The sequence below is a fragment of the Pseudomonas sp. B707 genome (genome assembly GCF_022496685.1).
In the GTDB taxonomy this organism is placed as follows: Bacteria; Pseudomonadota; Gammaproteobacteria; order Pseudomonadales; family Pseudomonadaceae; genus Aquipseudomonas; species Aquipseudomonas paraglycinae.
The window spans coordinates 113,039-130,217 of record NZ_WTVE01000026.1; the positions used below are offsets into that span (position 1 = coordinate 113,039).

Annotated in this window: 10 protein-coding genes; 6 read left to right on the forward strand and 4 right to left on the reverse strand. The window is 62.4% G+C overall.

Annotated features, from left to right (window positions below; genetic code table 11):
• Window positions 1-3: 3 nt before the first annotated feature.
• Window positions 4-999, reverse strand: a complete 996-nt coding sequence (gene cra / locus GQX66_RS15390; protein ID WP_108559555.1) for a catabolite repressor/activator — start codon at window positions 997-999, stop codon at window positions 4-6.
• 306 nt (window positions 1,000-1,305) lie between these two features.
• On the opposite strand from cra, the gene ptsP reads away from it, so the two are divergent.
• Genes ptsP through GQX66_RS15410 form a run of 4 tightly spaced genes read left to right on the forward strand, consistent with a single transcriptional unit; the run spans window position 1,306 to window position 8,454 of the window.
• Window positions 1,306-4,167 carry a phosphoenolpyruvate--protein phosphotransferase gene (gene ptsP / locus GQX66_RS15395; protein ID WP_240869946.1) on the forward strand — a complete coding sequence of 954 codons (2,862 nt, stop codon included), beginning with the start codon at window positions 1,306-1,308 and terminating at the stop codon, window positions 4,165-4,167.
• Window positions 4,167-5,108 (forward strand): 1-phosphofructokinase, encoded by a 942-nt coding sequence (gene pfkB, locus GQX66_RS15400; protein WP_240869948.1) that lies wholly within the window; start codon window positions 4,167-4,169, stop codon window positions 5,106-5,108. Before ptsP ends, pfkB begins: the two co-directional genes overlap by 1 nt.
• Window positions 5,109-5,119: 11 nt before the next feature.
• Window positions 5,120-6,853 (forward strand): PTS fructose-like transporter subunit IIB, encoded by a 1,734-nt coding sequence (locus GQX66_RS15405; RefSeq protein WP_240869950.1) that lies wholly within the window; start codon window positions 5,120-5,122, stop codon window positions 6,851-6,853.
• A gap of 59 nt (window positions 6,854-6,912) precedes the next feature.
• Window positions 6,913-8,454: an alkaline phosphatase D family protein gene (locus GQX66_RS15410; protein ID WP_240869952.1), complete on the forward strand. Its 1,542-nt coding sequence runs from the start codon at window positions 6,913-6,915 to the stop codon at window positions 8,452-8,454.
• 54 nt (window positions 8,455-8,508) lie between these two features.
• On the opposite strand, the gene GQX66_RS15415 is transcribed toward GQX66_RS15410, so the two are convergent.
• Together GQX66_RS15415 and GQX66_RS15420 are read right to left on the reverse strand one after the other, a co-directional pair.
• On the reverse strand, window positions 8,509-11,037 hold the full coding sequence (locus GQX66_RS15415) for a sulfite reductase flavoprotein subunit alpha (RefSeq protein ID WP_240869953.1): 2,529 nt from the start codon (window positions 11,035-11,037) through the stop codon (window positions 8,509-8,511).
• A 132-nt stretch (window positions 11,038-11,169) separates the two neighbouring features.
• Window positions 11,170-13,491: a TonB-dependent siderophore receptor gene (locus GQX66_RS15420; protein WP_134021843.1), complete on the reverse strand. Its 2,322-nt coding sequence runs from the start codon at window positions 13,489-13,491 to the stop codon at window positions 11,170-11,172.
• A 207-nt stretch (window positions 13,492-13,698) separates the two neighbouring features.
• On the opposite strand from GQX66_RS15420, the gene GQX66_RS15425 reads away from it, so the two are divergent.
• The gene (locus tag GQX66_RS15425) at window positions 13,699-14,379 is read left to right on the forward strand and encodes a Fe2+-dependent dioxygenase (RefSeq protein WP_085746897.1); all 681 of its coding nucleotides are present in this window, start codon (window positions 13,699-13,701) and stop codon (window positions 14,377-14,379) included.
• Window positions 14,380-15,138 (forward strand): sel1 repeat family protein, encoded by a 759-nt coding sequence (locus tag GQX66_RS15430; RefSeq protein ID WP_240869955.1) that lies wholly within the window; start codon window positions 14,380-14,382, stop codon window positions 15,136-15,138.
• A 60-nt stretch (window positions 15,139-15,198) separates the two neighbouring features.
• Here GQX66_RS15430 and GQX66_RS15435 read toward each other — a convergent pair whose 3' ends face one another.
• Window positions 15,199-16,362: a type III PLP-dependent enzyme gene (locus tag GQX66_RS15435; RefSeq protein ID WP_007953693.1), complete on the reverse strand. Its 1,164-nt coding sequence runs from the start codon at window positions 16,360-16,362 to the stop codon at window positions 15,199-15,201.
• Window positions 16,363-17,179: the final 817 nt, after the last annotated feature.

The window sequence follows — 17,179 nt, forward strand, 5'->3', positions numbered from 1 at the left end:
GGCTCAATCCCGGTGAATACGCTGCTTGAAGGTACGGGCAATGGCTTGCACGCCAGGCTGATAGTCCGATTGCTCGACCGCTGCGAGTGCCAGTTCCAGCGCCTTGTCGGCGATCAACTGGTGCTGCTGGGCCATGGCGTTGACCGGCAGCGGCAGGAAGTCGAGCAACTGGGTGTCGCCGAATGTGCCGAGGCGCAGCGGGCGGTTTTTTAACGGGAAGTCATGCAGCGCGTCGAACACGCCCTGCAACAGTACGTAGGACGTGGTCACCAGCGCATCCGGCAAATGCCCGAGGCGTTGCAGGAGTTCTTCCATCAACTGCTTGCCGCACTCGCGGCTGAAGGACTCGGCGTGTTCGATCAGCACTTCGCCCTTGAACCCGGCCAGGGCTTGCTTGAACCCGGCTTCACGTTCCTGGCTGATGCTCAGTTCCGGGCGGGCGCCCAGCAGCACGATCTGTTTCGGCTGCGGGTCGAGCAGGCTTTCGGTCAGGTGCAGGCTGGCTTCGCGGTCATCGCTGACCACCGAACAGAAATGCTCGGCATCCATCACCCGGTCGATGGCAATGATCGGCAGACCCTTGGCCTGCAACTGGCGATAACTGTCGTCACCGGCCGGCAGACAACTGGCGACGATCAACGCATCGCAGCGTCGGGCGCGGAACAGTTGCAGCAGTTGCCGCTCGCTGTCCGGTGCATCGTCGGAGCTGGCGATCAGCAGCTGATAGCCCCGCGCACGGGCGCCTTGCTCCAGCAGTTTGGCGATCCGCGCGTAACTGGGGTTTTCCAGATCCGGCAGGATAAAACCCAGGGTCCGGGTGTGCCGACTGCGCAGCCCGGCCGCCTGTGGATTGGGGGTAAAGCCGTGCAGATCGACCACCGCCCGCACCCGCTCGACGGTGGCGGTGCTGATGCGTTGCTGTTCGGCCTTGCCGTTGATGACGTAGCTGGCGGTGGTCACGGACACTCCGGCCAACCGCGCGATATCACTGAGTTTCAACCCGGGATTTCCTTGTTTTTTCGAGCTTGCCGCGACATTTTCGCCAATCCTACCCGATTCAGGCAGGCGACCATTGTCGCAGCGCATCCGACAAGTTGGACTTCAAGGATGGGACATTATCGAGTAACGTGCCGATCAATCTAGATTAAACGTTTCAGCAAGCGTATTTTCTACGTTTTAGACGCCTTTTGCCGGTTCTGCCGTGAAACCGCCAAAACTGCCTCCTGAAAAGGATGGCCTACAGCGCCTAAGCTGCAACCATTCAAAACAATACCTGGCGCACCACCGCGCCAAAAAGGAGATCGCATGCTCGAGCTCACTGTAGAGCAGATATCCATGGGCCAGTCGGCTGTGGATAAACCCGCCGCTTTGCAATTGCTGGCCAGTCATCTGGTCGCCGATGGTCTGGTCGCCGACGGATACCTCGCCGGCCTGCAGGCCCGGGAGGCTCAGGGTTCGACCTTCCTCGGCCAAGGCATTGCGATCCCCCACGGCACGCCCGAAACCCGCGATCAGGTGTTCGCCACCGGCGTGCGCCTGATGCAGTTTCCCGACGGCGTGGACTGGGGCGATGGCCAGATCGTTTATCTGGCCATCGGCATCGCCGCCAAATCCGACGAACACCTGCGCCTGCTGCAACTGCTGACCCGCGCCCTCGGCGAGACCGATCTGGGTCAGGCCCTGCGCCGCGCGAGTTCGCCCGAAGCGCTGCTGAAACTGCTGCAAGGCGCGCCGCAAGAGCTGGCGCTGGATGCGCAGATGATTGGCCTCGGGGTTTCCGCCGACGATTTCGAAGAATTGGTCTGGCGCGGGGCACGTCTGCTGCGCCAGGCCGATTGCGTGAGCAACGGTTTCGCAGGGGTGTTGCAGCAAGTTGAAGCGCTGCCGCTGGGCGATGGCCTGTGGTGGCTGCACAGCGAACAGACCGTGAAGCGTCCAGGGCTGGCGTTCGTCACGCCGGACAAACCGATGCGCTACCTCGGCCAGCCGCTCAGCGGTCTGTTCTGTCTGGCCAGTCTGGGTGAAGCGCATCAGGCGTTGCTTGAGCGGTTGTGCGCGTTGCTGATCGAAGGTCGCGGCCATGAACTGGGCCGCGCCACCAGCAGCCGCAAAGTCCTCGAAGTGCTCGGCGGCGAGTTGCCGGCTGATTGGCCGAGTGCGCGTATCGCACTCGCCAATGCCCATGGTCTGCACGCGCGGCCGGCGAAGATCCTCGCGCAACTGGCGAAAAGTTTTGACGGCGAAATCCGTGTGCGCATCGTCGACGGTCAGGACAGCGCCGTATCGGTGAAAAGCCTGAGCAAACTGCTGAGCCTTGGCGCTCGTCGCGGGCAGGTGCTGGAAATTATCGCCGAACCGAGCATCGCTGCCGATGCCTTGCCTGCGTTGCTGGCCGCCATCGAAGAAGGCCTCGGCGAAGAAGTCGAACCGTTGCCTGCAGTCAGTCAGCAGCGCGAAGTGATTACGGATATTGCAGAAGTGCTGACCGCCCCGGCCTCCGGCAGTCTGCTGCAAGCGATTCCTGCCGCCCCCGGCATCGCCATCGGCCCGGCGCACATTCAGGTCCAGCAAACCATCGATTACCCGTTGCGCGGCGAGTCCGCTGCCATCGAGCGCGAGCGTCTCAAGCAAGCGCTGGCCGACGTGCGTCAGGACATTCAGGGCCTGATCGAACGCAGCAAGGCCAAGGCAATCCGCGAGATTTTCATCACCCACCAGGAAATGCTCGACGACCCGGAACTCACCGACGAAGTCGACACTCGCCTCAAGCAAGGCGAAAGCGCCGAAGCAGCCTGGATGGCCGTGATCGAGGCCGCCGCGAAACAACAGGAAGCGTTGCAGGACGCGTTGCTCGCTGAACGTGCCGCCGACCTGCGCGACATCGGTCGTCGGGTGCTGGCGCAACTGTGTGGCGTGCAGACGCCCGCCGAGCCTGAGCAACCGTACATTCTGGTGATGGATGAGGTCGGTCCGTCCGACGTGGCGCGTCTGGATCCGGCGCGGGTCGCGGGGATTCTTACCGCCCGTGGTGGCGCCACCGCGCACAGCGCCATCGTGGCTCGCGCGCTGGGCATTCCGGCGCTGGTCGGTGCGGGCTCAGCGGTGTTGCTGCTGAAGCCCGGCACGCCGTTGCTGCTCGACGGCCAGCGCGGTCGCCTGCATGTGGACGCGGACGCCGCGACCCTGCAACGCGCCAGCGAAGAACGCGACACCCGCGAACAACGCCTGAAAGCCGCCGCCGAACAACGTCATCAACCGGCGCACACCACCGACGGCCACGCCGTGGAAGTGTTTGCCAACATCGGTGAGAGCGCCGGTGTGATCAGCGCGGTGGAGCAGGGCGCCGAAGGCATCGGCCTGCTGCGCACCGAACTGATTTTCATGGCCCACCCGCAAGCGCCGGACGAGGCGACTCAGGAAGCCGAATACCGCCGCGTCCTCGACGGCCTCGCCGGTCGGCCGCTGGTGGTGCGCACCCTCGATGTCGGCGGCGACAAACCGCTGCCGTACTGGCCGATCGCCAAGGAAGAAAACCCGTTCCTCGGCGTACGCGGGATTCGCCTGACCTTGCAGCGTCCGCAGATCATGGAAGCGCAGTTGCGCGCCTTGCTGCGTTCGGCGGACAACCGACCATTGCGGATCATGTTCCCGATGGTCGGCAGCGTCGAAGAGTGGCGTCAGGCCCGCGACATGACCGAACGGCTGCGCCTGGAAATCCCGGTTGCTGACCTGCAACTGGGGATCATGATCGAGGTGCCGTCTGCCGCGTTGCTGGCACCGGTGCTGGCCAAAGAAGTGGATTTCTTCAGCGTCGGCACCAACGACCTGACCCAATACACCCTGGCCATCGACCGTGGTCATCCGACCCTGTCCGCCCAGGCTGACGGCCTGCACCCGGCGGTGCTGCAACTGATCGACATCACCGTGCGCGCGGCCCATGCCCATGGCAAATGGGTCGGTGTGTGCGGCGAGCTGGCGGCGGATCCGCTGGCGGTGCCGGTGCTGGTCGGCCTCGGTGTGGATGAACTGAGCGTCTCCGGGCGCAGCATCGCCGAGGTCAAGGCACGCATCCGCGAACTCAGCCTGACGCAATCGCAAACCCTTGCTCAACAAGCCCTGGCCGTAGGCAGCGCCAACGAAGTGCGCGCATTAGTGGAGGCCCTGTAATGGCCAAGATTCTCACCCTGACCCTCAACCCGGCGCTGGACCTTACGGTGCAGTTGCCACGTCTGGAGGCCGGTCAGGTCAACCGCAGCGACGAGATGCACACCCACGCCGCCGGAAAGGGCGTCAACGTCGCACAAGTGCTGGCCGACCTCGGTCATGAACTGACGGTCAGCGGCTTTCTCGGCGAAGACAATCTGCAAGCCTTCGAAACCCTGTTCGCCAAACGTGGCTTCACCGATGCGTTTATCCGGGTGCCCGGCGAGACCCGCAGCAACATCAAGGTGGCGGAACAGGATGGACGCATCACCGACATCAATGGCCCGGGCCCGGTTGTGGGCGTGGTGGCGCAACAGGCGTTGCTGGAGCGTCTGGTGCAGATCGCGCCGGGGCATGACGCGGTGGTGGTGGCCGGCAGTTTGCCGCGCGGCGTGACTGCACAGTGGCTGCGCGAGTTGGTCGAGCGTTTGAAGGCGTTGGGCCTGAAAGTCGCCCTGGACACCAGCGGCGATGCCTTGCGTGCGGCGCTCAAGGCCGGTCCGTGGCTGATCAAGCCGAACACCGAAGAACTGGCCGATGCGCTGGGTTGTGAAGTGGTGTCCCACGCGTCTCAGGCTGAAGCGGCCAATCGGTTGCACGCCCAGGGCATCGAGCATGTGGTGATTTCCCACGGCGCCGACGGTGTGAACTGGTTCAGCGTCGGCTCGGCGCTGCACGCGACGCCGCCGAAAGTCAGCGTCGCCAGCACGGTCGGTGCCGGCGATTCGTTGCTGGCCGGCATGCTCCACGGTCTGCTCAGCGCCGACACGCCGGAGCAAACCCTGCGCACGGCCACCGCGATTGCGGCGCAGGCGGTGACCCAGATCGGTTTCGGTATTCACGATGCCGCGCAACTGGCGCAGCTCGAACAGGGCGTGCGCGTGCGCCCCCTGACAGAACAATAAGAGGGTTTGTCATGAAGTTAGCCATTGTCACGGCCTGCCCGAACGGCATGGTCACCAGTGTGCTGTGCGCCCGGCTGCTGGATGCCGCGGCCCAGCGTCAGGGCTGGAGCACCAGCGTCGAAGTGGTGGACGCGGCGCACCCGGAACGTGAATTGTCGGCGGCCACCATCGAGGCTGCCGAGTGGGTGTTGCTGGTGGCCACGGGACCGGTGGACATGACCCGGTTCATCGGCAAGAAAGTCTTTCGGATTGCACCGGCGCAAGCCCTGCAGGATGTCGAAGAAGTACTGCGGCGTGGCGCCGTCGAGGCCGAGGTTTACGTCGCTGCCGAAGCGCCGCCGGTGGTTGCCAGCGCGCAAGCGCCGCGACTGGTCGCGGTCACTGCGTGCCCGACCGGCGTCGCCCACACCTTCATGGCCGCCGAAGCCTTGCAGCAGGCTGCCAAGCGTCTGGGCTACGACCTGCAAGTCGAAACCCAAGGCTCGGTCGGCGCGCGAAATCCGCTGAGCGCGACAGCCATCGCCGAGGCTGACGTGGTGCTGCTGGCGGCCGATATCGAAGTCGCGACCGAGCGTTTCGCCGGTAAGAAAATCTATCGCTGCGGCACCGGGATTGCGTTGAAGCAGTCCGAAGCCACGCTGAAAAAAGCCTTGGCCGAAGGTGTCGTGGAAAGCGCTGCCGGCGAAGGCAAGGCCCCGGCCAAACAAGAGAAAAGCGGCGTCTACAAACACCTGCTGACCGGTGTGTCGTTCATGCTGCCAATGGTGGTGGCGGGTGGTCTGATGATCGCCTTGTCGTTCGTGTTCGGCATCACTGCATTCAAGGAAGAAGGCACGCTGGCGGCGGCGCTGATGCAGATCGGCGGCGAGACCGCGTTCAAGTTGATGGTGCCGCTGCTGGCCGGTTACATCGCCTGGTCGATTGCCGACCGCCCCGGACTCGCGCCGGGCATGATCGGTGGTTTGCTGGCGAGCACCCTGGGCGCCGGCTTCATTGGCGGGATCGTTGCCGGTTTTATCGCAGGCTACGCGGCCAAGGCGATCAGTCGGTATGTGGCGCTCCCGCAAAGTCTCGAAGCGCTGAAACCGATTCTGATCATTCCGTTGTTCGCCAGCCTGTTCACCGGGCTGGTGATGATTTACGTGGTCGGCAAACCGGTGGCCGGGATGCTCGCGGCGCTGACGCATTTCCTCGACAGCATGGGCACCACCAACGCGATCCTGCTGGGTGTGCTGCTGGGCGGCATGATGTGCGTCGACCTCGGCGGGCCGATCAACAAGGCCGCGTATGCATTCTCGGTGGGGCTGCTGGCCTCGCAAAGTTACGCACCGATGGCCGCGACCATGGCCGCCGGCATGGTGCCGCCGATTGGTCTCGGCATCGCCACGTTCATCGCCCGGCGCAAGTTCGCCCAGACTGAACGCGAAGCCGGTAAAGCGGCGCTGGTGCTCGGGTTGTGCTTCATCTCCGAAGGGGCGATTCCGTTTGCCGCGAAAGACCCGTTGCGGGTGATCCCGGCGAGCATTGCCGGCGGTGCGTTGACCGGTGCGTTGTCGATGTATTTCGGCTGCAAGCTGATGGCGCCGCACGGTGGGCTGTTCGTGCTGGCGATTCCGAATGCGATCAACCATGCGCTGTTGTACCTGCTGGCAATCGTCGCGGGGAGCCTGCTGACGGCGGTGGTGTATGCGCTGGTCAAGCGGCCGGAAGCCGTGGAGCTGGCGCTGGAGCCCGCGAAGGCGTGAGGTGTCACACCCCTTTCATCTAGCAGTGCTTAAGTTTTCCTTTTTTCAGGGAGAACACCATGAGCGATTTCAATCCCGGTCGCCGGCGCGTGATGCAAGCCGTCGGCGCCGGACTGCTGATGCCGGGGCTGGCGCCGGCCGTGATCGCGTCGGTCAAGGATCGACCGCAACTCACTGACGGCGTGCAATCCGGCGACTTGCAGGGCGACCGCGCGATGATCTGGAGCCGCGCCGACCGCCCGGCGCAGATGGTGGTGGAGTGGGACACCCGCAGCCAGTTCCGCCATCCACGTCGTGTCGTTTCCGCGCTGGCTGATGCCCGCAGCGATTTCACCGCTCGCGTCGAACTCACCGGGCTGCCCGCCGATCAGGCGATTTTCTACCGCGTGTATTTCAAGGACGCCCGCACCGGCGTCGCCAGCGAACCGTGGCTCGGTCACTTGCGCAGTGCACCGACCGCGCGGCGCAATATCCGCTTCGTGTGGAGCGGCGACACCGTCGGCCAGGGCTTCGGCATCAACCCCGATATCGGCGGCATGCGCATCTATGAAGCCATGCGCATGCGCCTGCCGGACTTCTTTATCCACAGCGGCGACACCATCTACGCCGACGGCCCGGTGCCGGCGCAACTGACCACGGAAGGTGGCCGGATCTGGCGCAACCTCACCACCGAAGCCAAGAGCAAGGTCGCCCAAACCCTCGACGATTATCGCGGCAATTACCGCTACAACCTGATGGACGAAAACGTCCGCCGCTTCAATGCCGAAGTGCCGCAGATCTGGCAGTGGGACGACCATGAGGTGGTCAACAATTGGTCGCCGGGCAAACAGCTCGACGAGCGTTATCAGGAAAAAAATATCCACACCCTGGTCGGTCGTGCGCGCCAGGCCTGGCTCGAATATTCGCCGATGCGTTTGCAGGCCGCAGATGGCGGCGGGCGGATCTATCGCAAGCTCAGTTACGGGCCGATGCTCGATGTGTTCGTGCTCGACATGCGCAGTTATCGCGGGGCCAACGATGACAATCTCGGGGCGGAAAAACCATTCCTCGGGCGTGATCAACTGAACTGGCTCAAGCGCGGATTGAAGGCCTCTAAAGCCCAGTGGAAAGTCATCGCCGCCGACATGCCGATTGGTCTTGGCGTGCCGGATGGCGAGGTCAGTCCCGGTGTTGCGCGCTGGGAAGCGGTCGCCAACGGCGACCCTGGCCCGGCGCAGGGACGTGAGCTGGAAATCGCCGAACTGCTGGGCTTTTTGCGCGCGCAGCAGGTGCGCAATTTCGTGTTCCTGACGGCGGACGTGCATTACTGCGCGGCGCATCACTATCACCCTGATCGCGCGGCGTTCCAGGATTTCGAACCGTTCTGGGAGTTTGTCGCAGGACCGTTGAACGCCGGCAGTTTCGGACCCAATCCGCTGGACAAGACCTTTGGCCCGCAAGTGGTGTTTCAGAAAGCGCCCCCGACGCAAAACGCTTCACCGTTTGCCGGTTTTCAGTTTTTCGGAGAGGTGAATATTGATGGGCAGAGCGGGGAGATGAGCGTGGTGTTGCGGGATCTGGAGGGTGTTGCGGTGTTCGAGCAGAAGCTGCAGCCGGTCTGAATGCAGCGCTGAACCTGTGGGAGCAAGGTTGCTCCCACAGTGACCCAAGGTGAATCAGTAAACGTCGCGGCGATAGCGACCCTGTTCGATCAGGCGTTCGACTTCAGCGGCGCCCAGCACTTCATTGAGCACCTGATCCACGCCCGACGCCATGCCTTGAAGGCTGCCGCAGATGTAAATCACCGCACCGTCCGCCAGCCATTTCTTCAACTCGCCGGCCGATTCGCGCAGACGATCCTGCACGTAAATCTTCTCGGACTGATCCCGCGAGAACGCCAGATCCAGGCGTTCCAGATCGCCATTGATCAACCACTCTTCCAGCTCCGCACGGCAGAGGAAATCGTGCTCGCGATTGCGCTCGCCAAACAGCAGCCAATGACGCTGCTGATTGTCGGCGATCCGCGCCTTGAGCAAGCTGCGCAGCCCGGCGAGGCCAGTGCCGTTGCCCAGCAGGATCATTGGCACCGGAGCGTTCGGCAGATGGAAACCGCTGTTGCGGCGGACCCGCAGGCTGATGCTGCCGCCGACCGGAGCATGCTCGGTCAGCCAGCCGGAACCGATGCCGAGGCTGCCGTCGGCGTGTTGTTCCTGACGCACGATCAGCTCCAGCACGCCGTCGGCGGCAATCGAGGCGATCGAGTACTCGCGCATCGCCAGCGGCACCATCGCATCGACCAGCGCCTGAGCGTGCAGGCCCACCAGATGTGCGCGATGCTCGGGCAGCTGGCGGGTGGCGAGGGCGACCTCCAGCGACTCTTCCAGGCCGTTGACCTTGACGCTGGTTTCACCACGGATGCCGAGGCCGTCGAGGAAATGCTCGATCGCCCACGGGCAGTTGCGTGGCAGTACTTCCACCAGATCGCCGGCCAGCCAGCTGCGGGAGGTCGGCGCGGTCAGGCCGAGCAGGAAGACGGGGGATCCGCTGCTGTCCGGGTTCATCAGGTCGCGGCGCACCAGCGTCCAGTTCTCGTAGCTCGGCGCCTGCCAGGTGTCGACCGGCGCTTGCCCGGTGAGCAGGCCAAGCTGGGTCTGCCAGTGACGCAGGGCGTAAGGATCGCCGCTGTCGACTTCCACCGGGGCGAACAGGGTCTTGCCGCCGTGTTCGCCCAGCCATTGATGCAGGCGTCGGGCGAAACCGCAGAAGTGCTGATACTGACGGTCGCCGAGGCCGAGCACCGCGTAATTGAGGCTGTCGAGGGTCGAGGCGTTCTTCAGCACTTCGCGCTCGAAACCGCGAGCGCTGTCCGGCGCTTCGCCGTCGCCGAAGGTGCTGACCACGAACAGCGCGTTGTTCGATTCGCGCAGATCCTGCTCGCTGACATTCGCCAGCGGCTGCACCTTCACCGGCAATCCGGCCGCCTGTAACTGGCCGGCGGTCTGCCACGCCAGTTGCTCGGCAAAACCGCTCTGGCTGGCGAAACCGATCAGCCACGCCGGTGTATCGCCGGCCGGTTGGTCGAGACCCTTGCGGGCATCCTTGATCTGCTTTTTCTTGCGGCGGCGATCCAGATACAGCAACCAGCCGGTGATGAAGAACAGCGGCATCAACACCGCCGCGACGGTGACGATGATCCGTCCGACCAATCCGAAATAGCTGCCGACATGCAGCGCGTAAATGCTGGTCAGCAATTGCGCCTTGAAGCTCTTGTCGGCGTAGCGGTCGACGCGTTTGACGACGCCGGTGGCCGGGTCGAGGGTGATCTGGTTCAGCGCGCGGTCATGGGGCGAGCTGTCGAGCAGATAGAACACGGTCGCCGGTTGGCCGGCCACCGGCGGCATGCGGATGTTGTAGGAGGCGAGGCCCGGGCCTGCGGCGCTGTAGATGCTGACCCACATCGCGGCGTAATCGGCAGTCGGCGCCGGACCTTCGGGGGCCGGGCCACGACCGCCGCGCACGCGCTCGTTTTGCGGCGCATCGGAAAGCAATTTGGTCAGGCCCTTGTTGTACCACTCGTAGGACCAGGACAGTCCGGTCAGTGCCAGCAGCAGGTAAACCAGCATGCACCAGGTGCCGAACACCGAGTGCAGATCCCAGTTGAAGCTGCGGCCCTTTTTCTTCCAGTCGAGGGTCAGCCACACGCGCCAGCTGTTCCACTGGCGCGGCCAGCGCAGGTACAGGCCGGACAGGCAGAAGAACAGCAGCATCAGGGTGCAGGCGCCGGTGATGTTGCGACCGGTATCGCCCATGGCGAGAAACCGGTGCAGTTGCAGCATCAGGCCGAAGAAGTCCTGGCCGGTGGCATCGCCCTTGAACTCGGCGGTGTAGGGATCGAAGTAGCGCATCTCGCCCCGGCGCTCGCCTTTGGGCGGGGTGAACCAGACGCGGCCGGCGCTGCCGCTTTCGGTCTCGACCGAGAGCATCGAGACTTTCTTGCCCGAGGCCGCTTCGATCTGCGCCACCAGGTCGGCGGGCGGCAGGACGCCAGCGACCTGCTTCTCGACCTGCAACACGGAAGGGTTGAGGGCTTTGAGGATTTCGTCCTGAAACGAATAGGCAGCACCGGTGATGCCCATCAGGGCCAGCACCAGCCCGGCAGTGATGCCAAAAAACCAGTGCAACTGGAACAGGGTTTTCTTCAACACGTCGCTTGCCTTGTCCGTTCGGAAATTGTGTTCACGGCGTGCATTATGCCGTGGCCTATCGAGAAACGTTCTTTATTACGCACAAAAGCCCCGCTCAAATGAATGAACGGGGCCCGGTACTTCCCTCTTCGATCAGAAGTGGAAGTTGGTGCTCAGCAATGCCGTACGGCCCGCCGCCTGGTTGGCGAAGTGAGTCGAGAAGGCCTTGTCGTAGTAGGTTTCGTTGGTCAGGTTCTGCACGTTCAGTTGCAGGTCGACGTTCTTGCTCAGCTTGTACGCAGCCATCGCGTCGTAGCGAACGTAGGAATCGACCATGGTGGTGTTGGCCACGCTGCCGAACACGTCATCCACGTAGAACGCACCGCCACCGATAGTCAGCTTCGGCGTGACCTGGTAAGTGGTCCACAGGCTGGCGCTGTTTTTCGGCGTGTTAGGCAGCTCGTTACCGTTGTTGGCCTTGTTGGCCGGCAGGTCGCCACCGTCAATCTGTTCGCTGTCCATGTAGGCGTAACCGGCGAACACTTGCCACTTGTCGGTGATCTTGCCGCTGGCGGACAGCTCGATACCTTGAACGCGGGTCTTGCCGGCGTTTTCGTACGAGGTGGTATCCACCTGGACACGCGCGTTTTCTTTCTCGGTGCGGAAGATGTCGGCGGTCAGCGACAGGCGATCGTTCAGCAGATCCCACTTGGTGCCGATTTCGTAGTTCTTGGTGGTTTCCGGCTCCATGTCGCTCTTGAGCAGGTTGCCGTTGCGATCCGGCGTGCCGCCCAGCGGGTTGCCTTCCTGACCTTCACCCAGGGTGTTGCCCGGGGGTGTGGCGGAGGTGGCGTAGGACGCATAGATGCTGCCGTTCTCTGCCGGTTTGTAAACGACGCCGAACTGGCCGGTGACGAACTCGCTGGTGTCAGAACCTTTGGAGGTGGTGTTGCCGGCGGCGGTGTAGGTCTTGTAGCCGGTTTCGAAGTGGTCGTAACGCAGACCCATGTTTACCAGCCATTGCTCGGACAGCTCCAGGGTGTCGAACGCATACAGCGCGTAGGTATCGGACTGGGTGTCGGTGCCGGCGTAGTTGCGCGAGATTGCGCCGTTCCACGGATCGTTCGGGTTCGGGTTCGACAGCGAGGTGCAATTGTAGCCGCTGGCAGCACCGATCAGGCTCGGGTTGCAGTTGGTGGTCACGGCCGAGGTGCGCGGCGTGGTGTCGGTGTTGACGTTGTACGAGGATTTGCTGCTTTCCTCACGGGTGTATTCGACACCGGTGGAGAAGCTGTTCTTGAAGCCGGCAACGTAGAAGTTGCCGAACAGGTCGGTCTGGTTGGTGGTGGTCTCGGTGTTGCTCACGCGAGTGTTCGCACGACGCCAGACGCTGCCGTTGTTCACGTTGCCTTTGCTGTCGTCGGGCTGGGTCAGGATGTAATCCTGCATGCTGGTGCCGTGACGCAGGGTGTTCTTGATCGTCAGCGAGTCGCTCAGGTCATGCTCGATGGCGAAGGTCGCGGTGTCGGTGCGGCCCTTGCGGAAGTCGCGATCCAGACCGTAGAAGTTGCTGTGATCGCCGCCGGCGTACGGCTTGTCCGGGTTGGACTTGGTGCGCGCCGCCGAGCCACCGGCCGGAATCGTGTAAGGGATGCCCGAGTCCGGCGTGTCGTTGCTTTCGAGATGGTAGTAGTCGAGGTTGACGCGGGTGTCGGTGCCCAGGCCGAAGGCCAGGGACGGCGCGATGCCCCAACGGTCGTAGTCGACTTTGTCGCGACCGGCGACGTTGCTCTCGTGGCTCATCAGGTTCAGACGGCCGGCAGCGGTGTCGCTGAACTGGTAGTTGCCATCCATCGTGTAGCGTTGGGTCTGGTCGGAGCCCCAGGTGAAGCCACCGTCGAACGAGTTGCCCAGGTGCGCTTTCTTGCTCACCAGGTTGATGCTGCCGCCAGCTGCGCCGCGACCGCCGATGGCGGAGTTCGGGCCCTTGCTGACTTCGATGTTTTCCACGGCGAAGATTTCGCGGCTCTGGGAACCGGTGTCGCGCACGCCGTCTAGGTAGGTGTCGCCTTGGGCGTCGAAACCACGGATGAACGGACGGTCTCCCTGCGGGTTGCCGCCTTCACCGGCACCGAAGGTGATGCCCGGTACGGTGCGCAGCGCATCCTGCATGTTCAGGGCGCCGGTGTCCTTCAGGACTTGTTGCGGGATAACGGTGACCGAGCGCGGGGTATCAACCAGTGGCGCGGTGTACTTGGGCGAGGAGGCTTTCTCGACCTGGTAGGACGTCGAGTCCTGGGCTTCGCCGGTGATGGCGGTGGCGTCCAGGGCGATGGCATTGCCGGTGGCTTTGCTGTCGGTTTTTTCGGCGGCGAACACCATGTGGCCTGCGGAGCCGGCGGTAATTGCCACGCCGATGGCGGAAGCGAGCAGACGCGGTGAACTGACCGGTAATTGTGCGAGTTGACGTGCCATTTTTATTCCCCTCCCCAAGGATTTGAGGCGGCGGAATATAGGGTAAACAGGTATTCGTATCAATTGCGAAACATTACTATTCGCGACAAATTTACATTCTTTACAATTTAACCTTACGGTTTTTACCAGTTCATTCGTCTAGCGGGTTTTACACAGTCAATAAGAATCAATACCATTGCCGCCTCTTTGCCATCAGGTGACATTGCCATGCTGCTGCACATCCCCGGGCTGTTCGCGAAAGACGAAGTGCAGCGTATTCGCGAGGCGCTGGAACAGGCCGACTGGGCCGATGGCAAGATCACCGCCGGCTATCAATCGGCCAAGGCCAAGCACAATCTGCAGCTTCCGGAAGGCCATCCGCTGGCGAAGGAAATCGGCGCGGCGATGCTCGAACGCCTGTGGAAAAACCCGCTGTTCATGTCGGCCGCGCTGCCGCACAAAGTATTCCCGCCGTTACTCAACTGCTACTCGGCGGGCGGCAGTTTCGATTTCCACATCGACAACGCGGTGCGCCAGCCCAAGGGCAGCATCGAGCGGGTGCGCACTGATCTGTCGGCCACGCTGTTCTTCAGCGAGCCAGAGGATTACGACGGCGGCGAGCTGGAGATCCAGGACACCTTCGGCACCCAGCGAGTGAAGCTTCCCGCCGGCGACATGGTCTTGTATCCCGGCACCAGCCTGCACAAGGTCAATGCAGTCACTCGCGGCGCGCGTTATGCCTCGTTCTTCTGGACTCAAAGTCTGGTGCGCGAAGACAGCCAGCGTGCCTTGCTGTTCGAGATGGACGGCGCGATCCAGCAACTGACCCAGGACATGCCCGATCACCCTTCGCTGATCCGCCTCACCGGCACTTACCACAACCTGCTGCGTCGCTGGGTCGAGGTGTAAGTGGCGGACTTTCGGTTACGTCGCGAAGAAGTCCTCGACGGCGAACGCCTCACGGCCATGCTCGAAGAAAGCCCGGCTCGCGCGGCTCAGGCGATTCTGATCGCGGCGGGTGAGGGCGTGCTGGAAGCGCAGGCGCTGCTCGGGCAGATCCTGCTCGATGGTCACGGGATCGCTCAGGACCAGCCGCTGGCCTTGCGCTGGTTTGAGATTGCCGCCGGGCAAGGTCATCTGATGGCGCGCAACATGCTCGGCCGCTGTCATGAACACGGTTGGGGTTGCGTGGCGGACGCAGCGGTTGCCGCCCAGCAATATCGCGTTGCAGCGGATGCCGGGTTGGATTGGGCGATGTATAACCTCGCCAATCTTCTGGCGACCGGGCGCGGTGTAGCGGTCGATCATCTTCAGGCCATCGCGCTGTATCAAAGCGCGGCCGAGGTCGGGCATGCCAAGTCGATGAACCTGCTTGGGCGTTATCTGGAGGAAGGGCAGGTGTGTGCGGCGGATCCCGCAGCGGCTCGTGACTGGTATCGACGTTCGGCCGAAGGCGGGGACTTTCGCGGGCAATTCAGCTATGCAGCGGTGTTGGCAGATGAGGGGCGGATCGATGACGCGCTCACCTGGCTGGAGAAAGCGCTGGCCGGCGGCAACCTGAATTTCCTGCGCGTGGCCAGCCAGACGCTGGCGAGCGCAACCGATCCGCGAATCCAGGCGCTTGCGCAGGCCTACGCTCACCGTTGCACCGAGTTACAGAGTGCCTGAATCGCAGCCGTAAAAAAGCCCATGACACGTCATGGGCTTTTTGCATTACGCCAGCATCGCTTACACGTAGAACGATTTCAGCGGTGGGAAACCATTGAACTCTACGGCGCTATAACTGGTGGTGTACGCACCGGTCGACAGCCAGTACAGGCGATCACCGATCGCCAGGTTCAGCGGCAGGCCGTACTTGTAGTTTTCGTACATGATGTCGGCGCTGTCGCAGGTCGGGCCGGCGATCACGACTTCTTCCATCTCGCCTTTCTTCTCGGTCCAGATCGGGAACTTGATTGCTTCGTCCATGGTTTCGATCAGGCCGGAGAATTTGCCCACATCGGTATAAACCCAACGCTCGACGGCGGTGCGGGATTTACGCGCGACCAGCACCACTTCACTGACCAGGATGCCGGCGTTGGCAATCAGCGAACGACCTGGCTCCAGGATGATTTCCGGCAGGTCATCACCGAAGTCTTCCTTCAGGAAGCGGATGATTTCTTCGGCGTAGGTTTCCAGGCTGTTGGTGCGGGTGATGTAGTTGGCCGGGAAGCCACCGCCCATGTTGATCAGCTTCAGGTGGATGCCGTCTTCTTCTTTCAGGCGTTCGAAGATCACTTTGACCTTGGCGATCGCCGCGTCCCAGACGCTGATGTCACGCTGTTGCGAACCGACGTGGAACGAGATGCCGTACGGCACCAGGCCCAGATCGCGGGCGAGGATCAGCAGGTCCATGGCCATGTCGGTCTGGCAGCCGAACTTGCGCGACAGTGGCCAGTCGGCCGTGGTCGAGCCTTCGGTCAAAATGCGCACATAGACTTTGGCGCCCGGTGCGGCCTTGGCGATGTTGCGCAGGTCGGCTTCCGAGTCGGTGGCGAACAGACGCACGCCCTTCTCATAGAAGTAGCGAATGTCCTTGGATTTCTTGATGGTGTTGCCGTAGCTGATCTGGTCCGCGCTCACGCCGCGGCTCAGCACTTTGTCCAGCTCATAGATCGAGGCGATGTCGAAGCTCGAACCTTTCTCTTTGAGCAGGTCGATGATCTCGACGGCCGGGTTGGCCTTGACCGCGTAGTAGACCTTGGCGAATTCGAAACCGGCGCGCAGGTCATCGTAGGCCTGGGCGATCATCGCGGTGTCGATCACCACGAACGGGGTTTCCTGTTTGTCGGCGAACGCCTTCATTTTCTGAAAGGTTTCGCGCGCGAAATAGTCTTCGACCTGGATCGACATGCTGGGAACTCTCCTACTGGCAAACAAAGTTAATCAATGGGTGCGAGGGTGTGTCATCAATGAATTCGCGAGTGCGTTGTGCCTGAGCGCGTGCCAGGCAAGGCGCAGGCCGCAGCTAATGGTTGCTCCCTTCGCAAGGCCTGCAACGCAGCATGGCGCGCGCTCAGGCACAACCCGAAGGGCCGGGCCTGCTTTTGCGCAGGGCTCCGTTGCTCGTCCCTTATTTGGAACAACCAAACTGCGGGCCTCGCGCCTTGCCCTGCGCAAAAGCATGCCCGGCGCACTCGTGAATTCATTGATGACACACCCTCCTGAACGTCCTCCGTATCCCCACTTTGGTTCGCCTACTTCCCAAGGCATGTCGCCGAAAGCAAAAAGGCCATGGGAAATGAAGCTTTCTTTCCCTTGGCCTTGCTGTCTCGTCGTCAGTACTTGAGCCGGATGGATCGTTTCCAGCATGGACGTTCGGCGCGAACTTTAGGGCGTGAGGGGCCTGAGATCAACTAAAAATGTCGCGTTTTTGCACGCTTCTGACGTACGTCGCGGATATCACTCTTTGTACCCGACCGAGATGACGGCCAGATGTTCCGCAATAATTTTCAGGTGTTAAAAATACCTGCACGTTCGACGCTGATGTGTGCCAAGTCTCAGATAAGTGCGTTCACTTCAACATCGGCGACGTTGGCGGCGAGAAGGGGAGGTGCGAGGGAAGTTGCTGGTTGAGGCAGAGATCTTCGGGCGGGTTCAACCTTCTGACGTGTTGATATTTCTTGCCGGCTCATAGTCGGCAAAATAATCACGGCTTTCAGATTCCGGC

Coding starts and splice junctions, on each gene's coding strand:
- ptsP (WP_240869946.1), top strand. CDS start 1,306: ATGCTCGAGCTCACTGTAGAGCAGATATCCATGGGCCAGTCGGCTGTG.
- pfkB (WP_240869948.1), top strand. CDS start 4,167: ATGGCCAAGATTCTCACCCTGACCCTCAACCCGGCGCTGGACCTTACG.
- GQX66_RS15405 (WP_240869950.1), top strand. CDS start 5,120: ATGAAGTTAGCCATTGTCACGGCCTGCCCGAACGGCATGGTCACCAGT.
- GQX66_RS15410 (WP_240869952.1), top strand. CDS start 6,913: ATGAGCGATTTCAATCCCGGTCGCCGGCGCGTGATGCAAGCCGTCGGC.
- GQX66_RS15420 (WP_134021843.1), bottom strand. CDS start 13,491: ATGGCACGTCAACTCGCACAATTACCGGTCAGTTCACCGCGTCTGCTC.
- GQX66_RS15425 (WP_085746897.1), top strand. CDS start 13,699: ATGCTGCTGCACATCCCCGGGCTGTTCGCGAAAGACGAAGTGCAGCGT.
- GQX66_RS15435 (WP_007953693.1), bottom strand. CDS start 16,362: ATGTCGATCCAGGTCGAAGACTATTTCGCGCGCGAAACCTTTCAGAAA.